This window comes from Mycobacterium sp. NPDC006124, assembly GCF_040614235.1.
Taxonomy (GTDB): Bacteria; Actinomycetota; Actinomycetes; order Mycobacteriales; family Mycobacteriaceae; genus Mycobacterium.
Genome location: NZ_JBEXUA010000004.1, coordinates 298,499 through 314,146, shown reverse-complemented (window position 1 = coordinate 314,146; position 15,648 = coordinate 298,499). Strand labels below are relative to the sequence as shown.

Annotated in this window: 14 protein-coding genes and 1 pseudogene; 12 read left to right on the top strand and 3 right to left on the bottom strand. The window is 69.7% G+C overall.

The features are described from left to right. Positions 1–102: 102 nt before the first annotated feature. From ABZ195_RS11155 to ABZ195_RS11135, 5 genes and pseudogenes are all read left to right on the top strand, one after another. The gene (locus ABZ195_RS11155) at positions 103–2,058 is read left to right on the top strand and encodes a 2-oxoacid:acceptor oxidoreductase subunit alpha (protein WP_355217563.1); all 1,956 of its coding nucleotides are present in this window, start codon (positions 103–105) and stop codon (positions 2,056–2,058) included. Continuing rightward, positions 2,055–3,131 carry a 2-oxoacid:ferredoxin oxidoreductase subunit beta gene (locus ABZ195_RS11150; protein WP_355217561.1) on the top strand — a complete coding sequence of 359 codons (1,077 nt, stop codon included), beginning with the start codon at positions 2,055–2,057 and terminating at the stop codon, positions 3,129–3,131. The genes ABZ195_RS11155 and ABZ195_RS11150 overlap by 4 nt, the downstream gene beginning before the upstream one ends. Continuing rightward, on the top strand, positions 3,103–3,702 hold the full coding sequence (gene mobA, locus ABZ195_RS11145) for a molybdenum cofactor guanylyltransferase (protein ID WP_355217559.1): 600 nt from the start codon (positions 3,103–3,105) through the stop codon (positions 3,700–3,702). The genes ABZ195_RS11150 and mobA overlap by 29 nt, the downstream gene beginning before the upstream one ends. 1,115 nt (positions 3,703–4,817) lie before the next feature. Beyond that, positions 4,818–5,042, top strand: a pseudogene (locus ABZ195_RS11140) (transglycosylase family protein); the annotation flags it as partial. Between the two features lie 306 nt (positions 5,043–5,348). Further along, positions 5,349–5,777, top strand: coding sequence for a transglycosylase family protein (locus tag ABZ195_RS11135; RefSeq protein WP_355217878.1), 429 nt, complete (start codon positions 5,349–5,351; stop codon positions 5,775–5,777). 15 nt (positions 5,778–5,792) lie between these two features. Here the strand turns inward: ABZ195_RS11135 and ABZ195_RS11130 are convergent, their stop codons facing one another. The 3 genes from ABZ195_RS11130 to ABZ195_RS11120 are packed head-to-tail and all read right to left on the bottom strand — an operon-like array spanning position 5,793 to position 7,867. After that, positions 5,793–6,947: an FAD-dependent oxidoreductase gene (locus ABZ195_RS11130; protein WP_355217557.1), complete on the bottom strand. Its 1,155-nt coding sequence runs from the start codon at positions 6,945–6,947 to the stop codon at positions 5,793–5,795. A 9-nt stretch (positions 6,948–6,956) separates the two neighbouring features. Then, positions 6,957–7,481, bottom strand: coding sequence for a PaaI family thioesterase (locus ABZ195_RS11125; RefSeq protein ID WP_355217555.1), 525 nt, complete (start codon positions 7,479–7,481; stop codon positions 6,957–6,959). After that, entirely contained in the window at positions 7,478–7,867 is a 390-nt protein-coding gene (locus tag ABZ195_RS11120; protein WP_355217553.1) for a helix-turn-helix domain-containing protein, read from the bottom strand. The genes ABZ195_RS11125 and ABZ195_RS11120 overlap by 4 nt, the downstream gene beginning before the upstream one ends. An 18-nt stretch (positions 7,868–7,885) precedes the next feature. On the opposite strand from ABZ195_RS11120, the gene ABZ195_RS11115 reads away from it, so the two are divergent. From ABZ195_RS11115 to ABZ195_RS11085, 7 genes are read left to right on the top strand one after another with little or no spacing between them, the layout of a single operon-like run. Then, entirely contained in the window at positions 7,886–9,256 is a 1,371-nt protein-coding gene (locus tag ABZ195_RS11115) for an MFS transporter (protein ID WP_355217552.1), read from the top strand. Positions 9,257–9,289: 33 nt separating this feature from the next. After that, positions 9,290–9,799, top strand: a complete 510-nt coding sequence (locus tag ABZ195_RS11110) for a dimethylamine monooxygenase subunit DmmA family protein (protein WP_355217550.1) — start codon at positions 9,290–9,292, stop codon at positions 9,797–9,799. Then, the gene (locus ABZ195_RS11105) at positions 9,796–10,728 is read left to right on the top strand and encodes a PDR/VanB family oxidoreductase (protein WP_355217548.1); all 933 of its coding nucleotides are present in this window, start codon (positions 9,796–9,798) and stop codon (positions 10,726–10,728) included. The genes ABZ195_RS11110 and ABZ195_RS11105 overlap by 4 nt, the downstream gene beginning before the upstream one ends. Continuing rightward, positions 10,725–11,708 (top strand): DUF3445 domain-containing protein, encoded by a 984-nt coding sequence (locus tag ABZ195_RS11100; RefSeq protein WP_355217546.1) that lies wholly within the window; start codon positions 10,725–10,727, stop codon positions 11,706–11,708. The genes ABZ195_RS11105 and ABZ195_RS11100 overlap by 4 nt, the downstream gene beginning before the upstream one ends. After that, positions 11,705–13,714 carry a S9 family peptidase gene (locus ABZ195_RS11095; protein WP_355217544.1) on the top strand — a complete coding sequence of 670 codons (2,010 nt, stop codon included), beginning with the start codon at positions 11,705–11,707 and terminating at the stop codon, positions 13,712–13,714. The genes ABZ195_RS11100 and ABZ195_RS11095 overlap by 4 nt, the downstream gene beginning before the upstream one ends. A 20-nt stretch (positions 13,715–13,734) precedes the next feature. Further along, complete coding sequence (locus tag ABZ195_RS11090; RefSeq protein ID WP_355217542.1) at positions 13,735–14,988, top strand: trans-acting enoyl reductase family protein; 1,254 nt, start codon at positions 13,735–13,737, stop codon at positions 14,986–14,988. A gap of 30 nt (positions 14,989–15,018) precedes the next feature. Continuing rightward, positions 15,019–15,594, top strand: a complete 576-nt coding sequence (locus ABZ195_RS11085) for a DUF937 domain-containing protein (protein ID WP_355217540.1) — start codon at positions 15,019–15,021, stop codon at positions 15,592–15,594. Positions 15,595–15,648: the final 54 nt, after the last annotated feature.

Genomic DNA, 15,648 nt, shown 5'->3' with positions numbered 1-15,648 from the left:
CCGCAGATCAGACGTGGCGAGTGGCCGGTCGGTGAAGGCCAACCTAAGAGCAGTGCAATAATCGGTACCGGCAGTGACAGATAAGTGTGAAAGGCGGGGGTCGTGACTTTGAGCGGCAGTGAAGCCGGGACGAGTTCCTCCTCTCGGCAGAAGCTCGAGAAGGTCGTCATCCGCTTCGCCGGTGACTCCGGCGACGGCATGCAGCTGACGGGTGACCGGTTCACCACCGAAGCCGCGTTGTTCGGCAACGACCTTGCGACACAACCCAATTACCCGGCCGAGATCCGCGCACCACAGGGCACGCTGCCCGGCGTCTCGTCGTTCCAGATCCAGATCGCCGACTTCGACATCCTCACCGCCGGCGACCGTCCCGACGTACTCGTCGCGATGAATCCGGCCGCGTTGAAGGCGAACGTCGGCGACCTCCCGCGCGGCGGACTGGTCATCGCCAACTCCGACGAGTTCACCAAGCGCAACCTCGCCAAGGTCGGGTACGAGGCCAACCCGCTGGAGACCGACGAGCTCTCCGACTACGTGGTGCAGGCCGTGCCCATGACCACCCTGACGCTGGGCGCCGTCGAACAGATCGGCGCGTCGAAGAAGGACGGCTCGCGGGCCAAGAACATGTTCGCGCTCGGGCTGCTGTCGTGGATGTACAACCGCGAACTCGAGCACAGCGAGCGGTTCATCCGGGAGAAGTTCGCCCGCAAGCCCGAGATCGCCGACGCCAACGTGCTCGCACTCAAGGCGGGCTGGAACTACGGCGAGACGACCGAAGCCTTCGGCACCACCTACGAGGTGTCGCCCGCCAAGTTGAAGTCCGGCGAATACCGTCAGGTGTCCGGCAACACGGCCCTGGCCTACGGCATCGTCGTCGCCGGCCAGCTCGCCGACACCCAGGTCATGCTGGGCAGCTACCCGATCACCCCGGCGTCGGACATCCTGCACGAGCTGTCCAAGCACAAGAACTTCAACGTCCTGACCTTCCAGGCCGAGGACGAGATCGCGGGCATCGGCGCTGCTCTCGGCGCGTCGTATGGCGGCGCCCTCGGCGTCACCAGCACTTCCGGCCCCGGCGTGGCGCTCAAGGCCGAGGCCATCGGACTCGGCGTCATGGCCGAACTGCCCCTGCTGGTCGTCGACGTCCAACGCGGCGGTCCCTCCACCGGGCTGCCGACCAAGACCGAGCAGGCCGACCTGCTGCAGGCCCTCTTCGGCCGCAACGGTGAGTCCCCGGTCGCGGTGCTCGCACCCCAGTCGCCCTCGGACTGCTTCGAGATCGCCGTGGAGGCCGCGCGGATCGCGCTGACGTACCGCACGCCGGTGATCCTGCTGTCCGACGGTGCGATCGCCAACGGCTCCGAGCCGTGGCGCATCCCCGACGTCTCCACCTTCGAGTCGATCGACCACACCTTCGCAAAGGCGGGTGAGCCGTTCCAGCCCTACGCCCGCGATCCGGAGACGCTGGCCCGCCAGTTCGCCGTCCCCGGCACGCCGGGCCTCGAGCACCGCATCGGTGGCCTCGAGTCCGCCAACGGATCGGGCAACATCTCCTACGAGCCGAAGAACCACGACCTGATGGTGCGGCTGCGCCAGGCCAAGATCGACGGCATCACCGTGCCCGACGTCGTCGTGGACGACCCCAGCGGCGAGGCCGAGCTGCTGATCGTCGGATGGGGGAGTTCCTACGGACCCATCGGCGAGGCCTGCCGTCGCGCCCGTCGCAATGGCGTCAAGGTGGCCCACGCCCACGTGCGGCATCTGAACCCGCTGCCCGGCAACCTCGGCGAGGTGCTGCGCAGCTACCCGAACGTGGTGCTTCCCGAGATGAACCTCGGACAGCTCGCGCTGCTGCTGCGCGGCAAGTACCTCGTCGACGTCCAATCGGTGACCAAGGTGGAGGGTATGGCCTTCCTCGCCGAGGAGGTGGAGGGCATCATCGACTCGGCCCTCGACGGAACGTTGCGGGACAAGGAAACCGACAAGGCCAAGTTCGCCCGGCTGGCAGCGGCCACCATCGAGACTCCGGCGACGGCCGAAGGAGCTGAAGCGCTATGACCGACCTGATTGGTTCGGATCTGGGACTGACGGCGCTGACCAAGGTCAGCGGAGTTCCGACGACCGACGAGCCGCAGAAGGCCAAGGACTTCGCCAGCGACCAAGAGGTGCGCTGGTGCCCGGGGTGCGGTGACTACGTCATCCTCAACACCATCCGCAGCTTCCTGCCCGAGCTCGGGCTCAAGCGCGAGAACATGGTCTTCGTCAGCGGCATCGGTTGCTCCAGCCGGTTCCCGTACTACCTCGAGACCTACGGTCTGCACTCCATCCACGGGCGTGCGCCGACCTTCGCCACCGGTCTGGCGCTGGCCCGCGACGATCTGTCGGTGTGGGTCGTCACCGGTGACGGCGACGCCCTCTCCATCGGCGGCAATCACCTGATCCACGCGCTGCGCCGCAACGTGAACATCACGATCCTGTTGTTCAACAACCGGATCTATGGGCTGACCAAGGGCCAGTACTCCCCGACCTCCGAGGTCGGCAAGGTCACCAAGTCGACGCCGATGGGCTCGATCGACCAGCCCTTCAACCCGGTGTCGCTGGCGCTGGGTGCAGAGGCCACCTTCGTCGGTCGCGCGCTGGACTCGGACAAGAAGGGTCTGACCGAGGTGCTGCGGGCGGCCGCCAGCCACCGCGGTGCGGCCCTGGTCGAGATCATGCAGGACTGCCCGATCTTCAACGACGGCTCCTTCGACGCCCTGCGCAAGGAGGGCTCCGAGGATCGGTTGGTCAACGTCCGTCACGGAGAGCCGATCACGTTCGGTGCCGACGGCGCCTACTGCGTGGTGAGTTCGGGCTTCGGCCTGGAGGTCGCCAAGACCGCCGACGTGTCCGCCGATCAGATCGTGGTGCACGACGCGACGATCGACGACCCCGCCTACGCGTTCGCGCTGTCGCGCCTGTCCGAGCAGAACCTCGAGCACACGGTCATGGGCATCTTCCGTCAGGTGAGCCGCCCGACGTATGACGAGATGGCCCGTAATCAGGTGACCTCTGCGATGGAATCCAAGCCCCACGACACCTCGGCTCTGCAATCCTTGCTTCGTGGCAAGGACACCTGGAACGTCGAGTAACAGCACGGCCCATCAGGCCCCGCTCGCCGGCATCGTGCTGGCCGGTGGCGCCTCGAGGCGAATGGGTCGCGACAAGGCGACCCTGGAGCTCGACGGCCGCACCTTCGTCGAACGGGCGGTGCAGACGTTGGCGGGCCGGTGCGCACCGATATTCGTCGTCGCGGCGCCTGGTCAGCCGCTGCCCACCCTCGACGCCACGGTGCTGCGCGACGACGTCCGTGGTGTCGGCCCGCTGCTGGCCACGGCCAGGGGCCTGCACGCGGCAGCCGACGCCGGCATGGAGCGGGCCTTCGTCTGCGCGGTCGACATGCCCCATCTCACCGTTGACCTGATCGACGAGCTGGTGGGCCCGTCGGTGCGGTTGGGGGCCGCCGTGGTGCTGCCGTGGGACGGTCGGGACCACTACCTGGCCGGGGTGTACCGGACCGATCTGGCCGCGCGGGCCGACGAGCTGGTAGCCGCCGGTGAACGCAGCATGCGCGCCCTGGTCGACGTGGTCGACGTTCAGCGTGTGGTGATGCCCGAGCAGCGGTCGCTGGCCAACGTGAACGCACCCGCCGATCTGTCGTAACGGCATCCAGCAAACGTCGAATCAGCTCGCCGGCGGTCTCGTGCTCGCTGACGCCGACCGGAATGCGCTGCGCAGTCGATCCGATTCCGGGCGTTCCCGCGTTCACCCTCGTCGCGTGCGGTCGTGTGCTGGCATCACGGCGGCACCCCGAGCGCGGTGGAATCCGTTGCAGTGCAGGCCATCACGCCTTCGTGGCTTCGGCACCACCTGATGAAAGTCGGAGCGGCGCACCGCCTTTCCCGTGCGGTGCGCCGCCATCGCGCAGTTCCATTCACCGGGTGCAGAAGCCCGAACCCGAGCGCACGGGCATCGTGGGCGATCGAAGTGGCGACCACGTCTGGCTACGGCAGTGAAAGGTCAATGTTCGCAATGCTTCTCGCTCCATCAGGCTTGCGAAGAGGTGTTGCCCACTTCTCTGGTCGAGAACGGAATCAACTGTGATGCAACGTCATTGGGCTGTCAACGGCAAAGGCTTCCAGCGAACGGGCGACGGCGAAACCGCGGCGCTTCGGCCAATGTCGCTGCTGCACGGCCATTCTGAGTGATGGAAGTGGCTCGTGTGACTTCGCTTCGTGCCCCACGTCACAACCGATGCGTGATTTGACTCACGTGGATTCGACGGCGTGCCTATATGTCTCGGGGTGCTAACCATCATCGGTGACCTGCAAGGATGCGATGTTCGTCCGCCGTTATCCGATCGTTATCGAACGGCGACACCCACGGCGGCAGGTTTCGTTTTCGCGGAGAACGTTTGTACTTTCAAAGGGTCTCCACATGTGGAGCAAACGAAACGCAAACCACGAACCAGCGTGTGAGTGGGGCGGTCTCGGGTCCCGGAGCAGTTTCGGTGCCGCGCCCGCCGCCGGGCAACCCGCCCGGCGTGGCATTCCTGACCACCCACTGCCGTGCCCGACCGAGACGGCACGGCCCAGAACCTCTCGCCTGTCCGACAGGCAATCGCACCCGCGCTCAGCGCGGGTGTCCTTGGTGCGCGCGTGGCGAAAGGACAGAAGTTGAAGTACACCCGCAAGACGCTTGGTCTGGCAACGATCGCCGGCGCGCTCGCCGTGGCCCCGATCGCGATGGGAGCCGGGACCGCGAATGCGGACGGCGGAGTCAACTGGGATGCCGTCGCGGCCTGCGAGTCGGGCGGCAACTGGTCGACCGCCACGGGTAACGGGTACTACGGCGGACTGCAGTTCACGATGAGCACCTGGCGTGCCAACGGCGGCAGCGGTTCGCCCCACCAGGCCAGCAAGGACGAGCAGATCCGCGTGGCCAACAACGTGCTCAAGAGCCAGGGCATCGGCGCTTGGCCGGTCTGCGGACGCCGCGGCTAGGTCCACGAGCAGCCTCCGAGAGCGGCGCTGGGCGACACGCCCGGCGCTGCTTTCGCTTTTGACCCTCCTACCTCAGGTTTCTCAGGCTTCCATCACGTCTCGATAAAGAACTTTCGTCGCTTCTGTAACGCATGTGATCCATCCCACGAATTACCGGTTGACCGCGTCAATTAGCCACCAGCTATCGCGGTCCTCGTGTCAACCGGTCGGGGAAGGACCGCACTCGTGAAGATCCAGGGAAACCGCACCTCCATGGTCAGAGGCCTGAAGCTCGTCCTGCTGACCGGCGCATTCGCGATCGTCATCATGGCGATATCGACAGGAATGTCCGCTGGCAACGCACATGCGGATTCGATGAACTGGGACGCCGTCGCACAGTGCGAGTCGGGCGGAAACTGGGCCGCCAGCACGGGTAACGGCCACTACGGCGGGCTGCAGTTCAAGCCGGCCACCTGGAGCTCCAACGGCGGCGTCGGCTCGCCTGCCTCGGCGTCGCGGGCCGAGCAGATCCGCGTGGCCGAGAACGTCCTGGCCAGCCAGGGTCCCGGCGCCTGGCCGAAGTGCGGTGCCAAGGGCGGGACCCCGGCCGTGTGGAACGTGTCGTCGATCAGCCCGGCACAGCCCGCGACCGGCTGCCAGGCGATGCCGACCCAGGGACTGCTCGGCCTCATCAACCCCCGCCAGATGTGCTCGGCGCTGCTCAACCCGATGGGTGCCCTGACCGGTCGGAGCTGATCGCGTCGCCGGCGCTCATCGGGCACCGGGAAGCACGAAGGCCGAGCGGCCGGCCACCGAGGCCAGATGTCTGCGCAGGACCACCTCGGGAACCGCCGCAGACGCGCGCATCGCCACCGCGCCGAGGATGGCGGGCCGGGCGTTGACTATTCGTCCGAACAGTCGCGACTCGCGGGTCAGCGCCATCGCCCGCGGGCGGCGCAACTCGGTGTATCTGGTGAACGCGCCGGCGAGATCGCCGACCGAGTCGACGCAGTACGCCAGGGTGGCGGCGTCCTCAAGACCCTGACAACCACCCTGGCCGAGGTGCGGGCGCATCGGATGGGCGGCGTCGCCGACGAGGACGACGGCGCCGCGCGACCACTGGCGCGCGGGTTCGCGGTCGTAGAGGTCGTTGCGTAGGACCTCGGTCGGGTCGGTGGCGGCCAGCAGGGCGGGAACGGGATCCGCCCAGCCGGCGTACAGGCGCTCGAGGTGGGTGAGTTCTCCACCGGGGGAGGTGGCGAATTCCGGGCGGCGTTCGGTGCCGAACCAGTAGGTGTGATTCGCCCCAAGGGGTACGTGTCCGAATTCCGTTCCGAACCCCACCGTTTCGCCGGCGAGATCGGGGTCCAGTGCATAGCCGGCGACGCCACGCCACGCGGTGTACCCCGCATACCGGCGGCGCAGCGTGCCGTTGAGATGGCGGGCGACCATGGATCCGACGCCGTCGGCGCCGATCACCGCCTCGGTCTCGCGGGTGTCGCCGTCCGACGTCGTGACCCGCACTCCGGTGGCGGTGACGACGAGTTCGGTTGCCGTGACACCGGTTTGGACGGTGTCTTCGGCGAGTGCGTCGGCGAGGATGCGGGTCAACGCCGACCGCCGCACCACGACCAGTGGTTCGCCCAGGGCGGCGACGATGCGTTCCGGAGCCGGGCGTCGTAGCCACGTGCCGTCCGACCAGCGCATCGCGCCCGCCGACACCCGTCCACCGGAGTCGCGGACGGCGTCGCCGAGACCGATGCGGTCCAGGGCGGCCAGCGCGTTGGGCCAGATGCTGATCGCCGTGCCCGTGGCGGCGTCGACGCGCTCCTCGAGAACCGTCACCCGGTGACCACGCCGCTGCAACGCCACTGCGGTCGCCAGGCCAGAGATGCCCGCTCCGACGACGAGGAAGCTACGGCTCACGCCGCGAGGCTAGCCGCCCGCGGTGGGGAGGTCGAACACCAGCAGCGTGCTCGTCGCCGTCGCGACGACCGCGCCGGACTCGTCGGTGACGACGCCCTCGGTGAAGCCGACCCGCGACCCGGCCTTGACGACGGTGCCGGTGGCGGTGAGCCGCCCGCCCGAGGCGCGCACGCCCCTGAGGTAGTTCACCTTGATCTCGACCGACGTGTACCCCTTGCCCTGCGGCAGCACGCTGTGCAGAGCACAACCGGCCACCGAGTCCAGCAGGGTGCACACCAATCCGCCGTGCACCGCGCCGATCGGGTTGTACGCCGACTCGTCGGGTTCGCACGTGAAGACCACGCGCCCGGGTTCGACGGATGTCATCGCGAACGACATCAGGCCCGAGATCGGAGGGGGTGGCAACGTACCGTCGACCATCGCGCGCAGGTAGTCGACACCTGCCATCGACAGGCCCGTCGCCGTGGTGGGCGCGGGGTCGTGCCAGGTGATCACCTTCGAGCGCTGCTCGCCCCAGCCTCGTTCGTCGGTCATGCGGTCTCCTCCGGTCGGACGAAGCGGCGGTAACGGCTGCTGCGTAGCGGATCGTCGGCGTCGACGGCGTGTTCGACGCCCCAGGCCAGGAGCGCGTCCAGAACGGGCAGCAGGTCCCGACCCGACTCGGTCAGCCCGTACTCGTCGCGCGGCGGATGGTCCTGATAGCTGGTCCGGCAGACCACCCCTGCCGTCTCCAACGTCTTGAGCCGGGCCGCGATCCGGTCGCGGGGGGCTCCCGTGCCAGCCACGATCTCACCGAAACGGGTTGCACCGAGGGCAATCTCACGCACGACGAGTAGCGCCCACTTCTCACCGACCACCGTCAACGCGGCGGCGATCGGACACGGGCGTCCCGCAAGATTGGTCAGCGGCACGGTCGACACGGTGTTAGCGTGCCAGGAGTGAGTTTGAAAATCAAACCTGTTGATGCCAGCGTCACCTCCCTGACTCCGGTCGCGGCGGGCACGGCGCTGGTGCTGGTCACCTACGTCACGCCGATGGCCACGCTGACCGCCACGGTGGCCGGCCTCGGTGCCGGCGCCGCCGCGGGACCGTGGTTGCTCAACTCCATGTCGGTCGGCCTGGCCGCCGGCCTGCTGGCCGCCGGTGTCGTCGGGGACAACGTAGGTCGCCGTCGCGTCTACGTCGCCGGACTCGTCGCGATGGCGATCGGGGCGGTCACCTGCGGCGTCGCCTGGGAGGCGGTGGGATTCGTCGCGGGTCGCGTGCTCGAAGGGGTGCGCGGCGCGGCGGTGCTGGCCTGCGGTCTGGCGATCCTGGCTCACGACTTCACCGAGCCGCGCCGACGCACCCACGCGACCGCGGTGTGGGGCACCAGCGTCGGTCTGGGAATCACGGTGGGTGCGGTGCTGTCGGCGGCCGTCGGCGCGACCCACTGGCGTGGACCGTATCTGGCCGTCGCCGTGGTCGCCTTGATCCTGACGTGGCCCAGCCTGTCCCGCGTCGGCGAGTCCCGCGCGGCCGAGCGGCGTCGGCTCGACGGCGGGGGACTGGGGCTGTTCGCCTCGGCGATGATCCTGCTGGTGTGTGCACTGACTCTCGGCCGCAACGGCATTCACCCGACATCGGTGATCCTCGGTGCCGCCGGGCTGCTGGCGCTGATCGGGTTCGGGGTCGTCGAGGCCCGCGTCCGCGATCCACTCGTCGACCCGACACTCCTTCGGAACCACCGCTTCCGGGCCGCCACCATTGGGTCCTTCGTCCTGGGCGCCGGCGTCATCGCCACCGTGTCGTTCGTCCCGACGCTGGCCCAAACGGGACTGGGGGCCGGCATCTGGCCGGCCAGCCTGCTGGTCGTCGTGTGGTCCGGCACCAGTGTGGTGACGGCATTCCTGTCGCGCCTCGTGCGGCATCCGATGAACGGGCCCATGCCGATCGCCATCGCGTTGGTCGTGGTCGCGGCCGGCCAGGCGCTCGGCTTCGGCGTGACCGCCGAGTCCAGCCCGTGGCGACTGGTTCCGTCGCTGTTCGTGGCGGGCGTGGCGACGGGTCTGCTCAACGCACTGCTGGGGCGCGAAGCCGTGGCCAGCGTGCACGCAGACCGGGCGGCGATGGGCAGCGGGGCCAACAACACGGCCCGTTACTTCGGCGCGGCGGTGGGCATCACGTTCTTCGTCGTCGTCGCCACCCACGTCGGCGAGGACCTCGCCGCCGGCTGGAACGTGGCGATCGTCGTGTCGGCGACGATCTCGCTGGTCGGTGCCGGCGCGGTGGCCTTGGCCGGACGGGCGCCGCGCCACCCGCGCCACTGACCCCGATGTGTGGTTTCCTCGACGGAGACCGCCATGACGCCCGCCATCGAATTCACCAGCGTGCCCCCGTGGGCCGTCGCGCCTCGCCGCGCGCACGCCGACGTGACGGGCCGGTACTGGACGGTGATCGCGTTCGTGGGCGGTGAGCCGATCGCCGCCGAGTGGGTCGCGCAACTCGAGTGCCGCCACCCCGCCGCGGCCCCGCGCGTGCATCTCGTCGTCGGCGACGACGACGCGACGGGTGCCCTCGTGTCCGACGCGTCCACCGCGCGCGTGGGCTGGCGCCTGATGATCGCCGGCCCGGCGGATGCCTGCCTGCGGTTGCGGGCACGTGCGCTGGGCCTCGGGATCGGCGACGACGAGATCATCGTGGCGAGCACCGACGTGGCCGACAAGGACGTTCACTGTGCGCACTGTCGCGCCGTGACGCACGCGACCGTCGCACTGGGCGGCGTCGTCGGCTGCCGGGGCTGCGGTCGGCGGCTCGCCGTACAGGCGCACGTGTCGCGACGCCTCGGCGCCCACCTCGGAGTGCTGGCGTGATCGAGCTCCGCCTCGAGGTCGTCGCCGTGGACGACCGGTTACCCGGGGTCAGGTCGCTGACCTTGGCGCGGTCCGGCGGTGGACCCTTGCCGTCGTTCGTCCCCGGGAGTCACCTCGTGGTGGAGTGCGGTCCGGTGCGCAACGCCTACTCCCTGACCGGCGACGGTGCCGCCCCGCATACCTACTCGATCTCGGTCCTGTTGTGCGCCAACGGTTCCGGCGGATCATCCTGGATCCACCGGTTGCGCGTCGGCGATCCGATCGCCGCCAGCGGGCCGCGCAGCGCGTTCCCGCCGGTGCTGAGCGCCACGCGCCATCTGCTGGTGGCGGCGGGCATCGGGATCACGCCGATCGTCTCGCACCTGCGCAGCGCACGGCGGTGGAACCGCGAGGTGGAACTGCTCTACGTCCACCGCAGCGACCGTGGCGCCCACGTCGCCGACGTCGAGGCGCTCGCCGGGCACGCATCGGTGTTCACCGAGCGCGAGACCTTCACCGCGGCAGTCGACGTCGCACTGCGACGTCAACCGCTCGGCACCCACCTCTACCTGTGCGGGCCGACCCCGTTCATGGCCGAGGTCACCGCGGCGGCGACCGCACTGGGATGGCCGCCGAGCCGGGTGCACGTCGAACACTTCGGCACGGACGTCTTCGATCCCGGCAAGCCCTTCGACGTCCACCTGCGTACGACCGGCGACACGTTCACCGTCGACCCGGGTGTCTCGCTGCTCGAGGTCCTCCTCGCCCGTGGCGTCGACGTGCCCAACCTCTGCCGCCGGGGCGTGTGCGGGGAGTGCCGCGTCGGGGTCGCCGCCGGCGACGTGCTGCACCGGGACCTGTTCCTCGGCGACCGGGAACGGGCGGCCGGCGACTCGATGATGTGCTGCGTGTCCCGGGCGGCCGGAGCCCGGTTGGAGTTGACCCTGTGACCGCCGCCTCGGATCGTTTGTCCCGCTTTCCCTTTCCGTTCGACGCCGACACCTACCGATACGGCACCAACCTCGCGCCGGCGGGCACCGAGGTGGTGACCGCGACCGGCGCCTGGGGGGATCGCGTCGTCGACGTCGACGAGCACTACGAGGCCGAACTCGCCGAGCGCACAGCCATCCTGGCCGCCGACCCCGGGCGGCACGCCGTGCTGCCGCACATGCGGCCCGCCTGCTGGGACGCGATGCTGGTGCTGATGCGGGAGTTGGCGGCCACCTACCCCGAGACGATGTCACTCACCGGCGACGGCGCCACCTGGCATTGGTGCAACTCCCGACTGGGCGTCACCGTGGACTTCGTCGTCGGCGACGAGACGACCTTGCCCGCCGAGCCGCTGGCCTTCATCGGCGCCCAGGTTCAGGAGGACGTCGTGCTGCTCGACCAGCGCGGCGGCGAACTGTTCGTCGACGCCGGGGTGGTGAGCTTCGCGGCGGCGTGGTCGTTCGGCTTCGACGTCGGCATGGAGTTCCTCGACGTGCACGGCCCGGTGCCGCGACTTCGGGAGAGCGGCGTGATCACCAGGGCCCGCGAATTCATCCTGCGACTGCAGCCGGGGGAGGCCTACCGGCGCACCAACTGGTCGATGGCGATGAGTCCCCGCCTCGACACGTCGCTGGAGCGCTACCCGGACTGGGTCGCCGACCGCGAGGTGGCGGCCTGTGCCGACGACGACCCGTTCGGCCGCCTCGTGCACCTGCGGGTGGAGGTTCAGCACCTCATCGGGCTGCCCGAGTCTGGTGCGGTCTGCTTCCTCATCCGTACGTACCTCCTGTCGCTCGAGCAGCTCGCCACCGTCGAGCCGTGGCGGCGGCGCGCCGCGGCGGTCTTGGCCGAGCTGCCCGAGGACCTGGCCGACTACAAGGGATTCGCCGCGCATCGCGCCCGCATCGTGGCATGGCTCGGAACGCGCGGAGGAACATGACGCCCGGGAACGTGACACCGACCCCCTTCTCCGATCTCGACGCATTCCTGGCGCTGCCCAGGGTCGCCGGCCTGGCGGTCTCCCCGGACGGGGCGCGTGCCGTCACGACGGTGAGTGAGCTGAACGCCAAGCGCACCGAATACGTCACCGCCATATGGGAACTCGACGTCACCGGTCGACGCCCCGCGCGCCGCCTCACCCGAGGTGCCAAGGGTGAATCTGCGCCGGTGTTCACCTCGACCGGCGACCTGCTCTTCCTCGCCACGCGCGAGATTCCCGACGCCGACGGCACCGACGAGCCGACGGCGTCGCTGTGGCGACTGCCTGCAGATGGTGGGGAGGCCGTCGTCGTCCTGGACCTCGCCGGCGGAGTCGACGCGGTCCACGCCGCGCGGGACGCCGACGTCACGTTGGTCACCGCGCCGCTGATGCCCTCCGCCGCCGGCGTCACCGACGACGCGCGCGTGCGGGCCCTGCGCAAGGACCGCAAGGTCTCGGCGGTGCTGCACACCGGCTATCCCGTGCGGCACTGGGATCACGACATCGGCCCCGCCGAACCCCACCTCGTCGACGCGTCCGGCCCGCGAGACGTGTCGCCGCGTCCCGGCGGCGGCCTGCGCGAGGCCGACGTCGACGTCAGCGCCGACGGACTCTTCGCCGTCGCGTCTTGGGCGGTCCCGGGGCCCGGCGCCTCGATCCGCCGGGTGCTGGTCCGCGTCGACGTCGCCACGGGCACCCGGACGACGATCGCCGAGGATCCGCACGCCGACTTCGGCGCCCCGGCCATCTCACCCGACGGATCGGTGGTGGCGTTCATCCGGGAGTCGCACTCGACGCCCGAGACCGCACCCCGGATGACGCTCTGTGTCGTGTCGTCCGACGGTTCCGTCACCACGGTCGCCGAGGACTGGGACCGCTGGCCCGCCTCTGTTGCCTGGACGTACGACGGGTCCGCGCTCGTCGTCACCGCCGACGACGGGGGCCGCCGGCCGATCTTCCTCGTCGACCCCGCCGACTCCTCGGTGACGTGCCTGACCTCAGACGACTTCGGCTACACCGACGTCCGGCCCGCGCCCGGCGGCGTCATCCTCGCGTTGCGCAGTTCCTATTCGGTGCCACCGCATCCCGTGCGCGTCGACCGTGACGGCGCCGTCACGGTGCTGCCCTGCGTGGCCGCACCCGAGTTGCCCGGTGAGGTGGTCGACGTCTCGGCCGTCGCCGACGACGGCACCGCCGTGCGGTCGTGGTTGGTGCTCCCCGAGTCCGACCCCGAGGCCGAGGCCCCCGCTCCGCTGGTGCTGTGGATCCACGGCGGCCCGCTGGGCAGCTGGAACTCATGGCACTGGCGGTGGAACCCATGGTTGTTGGCCGCCCGCGGCTACGCCGTCCTGCTGCCCGATCCGGCACTGTCGACGGGCTATGGTCAGGATTTCGTTCAACGGGGCTGGGGGGCCTGGGGATTCGCGCCGTACACCGACCTGATGGCAGCCGTCGACGGGGCCTGCGCGCATCCACGGGTCGACGCGACCCGCACCGCGGCGATGGGCGGGTCCTTCGGCGGCTACATGGCCAACTGGATCGCCGGCCACACCGACCGGTTCGACGCCGTCGTCACCCACGCCAGCCTCTGGGCGCTCGACCAGTTCGGGCCCACCACCGACGGCGCGTACTGGTGGGCCAGGGAGATGACGGCCCACATGGCCGAACGCAATTCACCGCACCTCGGCGTCGAACGGATCGTCACCCCGACGCTCGTCATCCACGGCGACAAGGACTACCGGGTGCCGATCGGGGAGGGTCTGCGGCTGTGGTTCGACCTCCTCACCCGGTCCGGGCTGCCCGCCGCCGACGACGGCACCAGCCCGCACCGGTTCCTGTACTTCCCGTCGGAGGGGCACTGGGTGCTCGCGCCGCAGCACACCAAGATTTGGTATCAGGTCGTCCTGGCGTTCCTGGGTCGGCACCTGCGCGATGAACCCGAGGTGCGTCCGGAGGCGCTCGGATGACCTCCCGGTAGCTTGGGGCCATGACCGAACCGCAGCGGGAATTCGACATCGTGCTCTACGGGGCGACGGGGTTCGTCGGCAAATTGACCGCGCAGTACCTGGCATCGGCGGGCAGTCCGGCGCGCATCGCGCTGGCGGGCCGGTCGGTGGCCAAGCTCCGCGACGTCCGCGAATCCCTCGGCGAGGCGGCCCGCGACTGGGGGTTGATCGAAGCCGAGGCCAGCCAGCCATCCACCCTCAACGACATGGCGTCGCGCACCCGCGTGGTCGTCACCACGGTCGGGCCCTACACCAAGTACGGCCTCCCGGTCGTCGCCGCCTGCGCGGCGGCGGGCACCGACTACGCCGACCTCACCGGTGAGACCATGTTCATCCGGGAGAGCATCGACGTCTACGGCAAGGAGGCGGCCGACAACGGCGCCCGCATCGTGCACTCGTGCGGATTCGACTCCATCCCATCCGATCTCACGGTGTACGCGCTCTACAAGCGAGCGCTCGCCGACGGCGCCGGCGAACTCGCGGAGACCAACTTCGTCCTGCGCGGCTTCGCGGGCGGGGTCTCCGGCGGCACCGCGGCCTCGATGCTGGAGGTCATGCACACCTCGTCGACGGATCCCGAGGCGCGCCGCGCGATGAACGACCCCTACACCTTGACCACCGACCGCGCCGCCGAACCCGACTTCGGTCATCAGTCCGACGTCCCGTGGCGCCGCGGGCGTGACATCGCCCCCGAATTGGACGGCGTCTGGACGGGCGCATTCGCGATGGGGGCGCCCAACGCCCGAATCGTGCGGCGCAGCAACGCATTGCTCGACTGGGCCTACGGCCGATCGTTTCGCTACGCGGAGAACATGAGCATGGGGTCCTCGGTGGTGGCGCCCGTCGCGGCCGCGCTGGGCACCGCGGCCAACGCCGCCGTCCTGAGCCTCGGCAGCCGCTTCTTCGACAAGGTGCCGCGCGGTCTGGTCGAGCGGATCTTGCCCAAGCCGGGCACCGGTCCCAGCGAGCAGGCTCGCGAGAACGGGCACTACACGGTCGAGACGTACACCACGACCACCAGCGGTGCCCGCTATCGGGCGACGATGGCGCAGCAGGGCGACCCCGGGTACAAGGCGACCTCGGTGTTGCTCGGTGAGTGCGGGCTGGCGCTGGCGCTGGACCGCGACGCGCTGTCGGACCTCCGCGGTGTGCTCACGCCCGCCACGGCACTCGGCGACGCCCTGTTGACGCGCCTGCCCGACGCGGGCGTGACGCTGAGGACCGAACGGCTGTAACCAGCCGACCTTGGGTCTACTGTCGCGACCATGGCCGGCCTCGACGAATTGTTCAACCAGATCCCCACCGCTGAGATCGCCCGCAAGCTGGGCGCCGACGAGGGCGAGGTGGACGGCGCGGTTCGCACCCTGGTGCCGCTGCTGGTCGGCGGCCTGAGGCAGAACGCACAGGATCCCGAGCATGCCGCCGGCATCGAGAACGCCGCGGGCGCGCACGCCGCGAGCGGGTTGCTCGACGGTGGGGTCGGCGTCGACCAGGTCGACGAGGCCGACGGCTCCAAGGCGATCGCCAAGATCTTCGGCGGCAACGACAGCACCCAGGTCGCCGCCGCGCTCTCCGGCGGTGGGGCGGGCAACGGTGACCTGATGAAGAGGCTCTTGCCCATCCTGGCGCCGATCGTGCTCGCCTACGTGGGCAAGCAGCTCTCCAACTCCTCCGGTGGTATCGGGGACGTCCTGGGCAACATCCTCACCGGTGCCGCCAAGGGCGGTGGCGGCGGCACGGACAATCCGCTCGGCAGCATTCTCGGAAGCGTGCTCGGTGGCGGGCAGGGCGGTGGTGGGCTCGGCGACATCCTCGGCGGGCTGCTCGGTGGCAAGCGCTGACCCACGATCGAGGGCCTTTCGAGACTGCTCGCGGGGAGTTCCTACACTGTCGAG

What these genes read in the sequence shown, in the direction of transcription:
- ABZ195_RS11150 (WP_355217561.1), top strand. Translation starts at nt 2,055, where the DNA reads ATGACCGACCTGATTGGTTCGGATCTGGGACTGACGGCGCTGACCAAG.
- ABZ195_RS11135 (WP_355217878.1), top strand. Translation starts at nt 5,349, where the DNA reads ATGGCGATATCGACAGGAATGTCCGCTGGCAACGCACATGCGGATTCG.
- ABZ195_RS11125 (WP_355217555.1), bottom strand. Translation starts at nt 7,481, where the DNA reads ATGACCGACGAACGAGGCTGGGGCGAGCAGCGCTCGAAGGTGATCACC.
- ABZ195_RS11110 (WP_355217550.1), top strand. Translation starts at nt 9,290, where the DNA reads ATGACGCCCGCCATCGAATTCACCAGCGTGCCCCCGTGGGCCGTCGCG.
- ABZ195_RS11095 (WP_355217544.1), top strand. Translation starts at nt 11,705, where the DNA reads ATGACGCCCGGGAACGTGACACCGACCCCCTTCTCCGATCTCGACGCA.
- ABZ195_RS11090 (WP_355217542.1), top strand. Translation starts at nt 13,735, where the DNA reads ATGACCGAACCGCAGCGGGAATTCGACATCGTGCTCTACGGGGCGACG.
- ABZ195_RS11085 (WP_355217540.1), top strand. Translation starts at nt 15,019, where the DNA reads ATGGCCGGCCTCGACGAATTGTTCAACCAGATCCCCACCGCTGAGATC.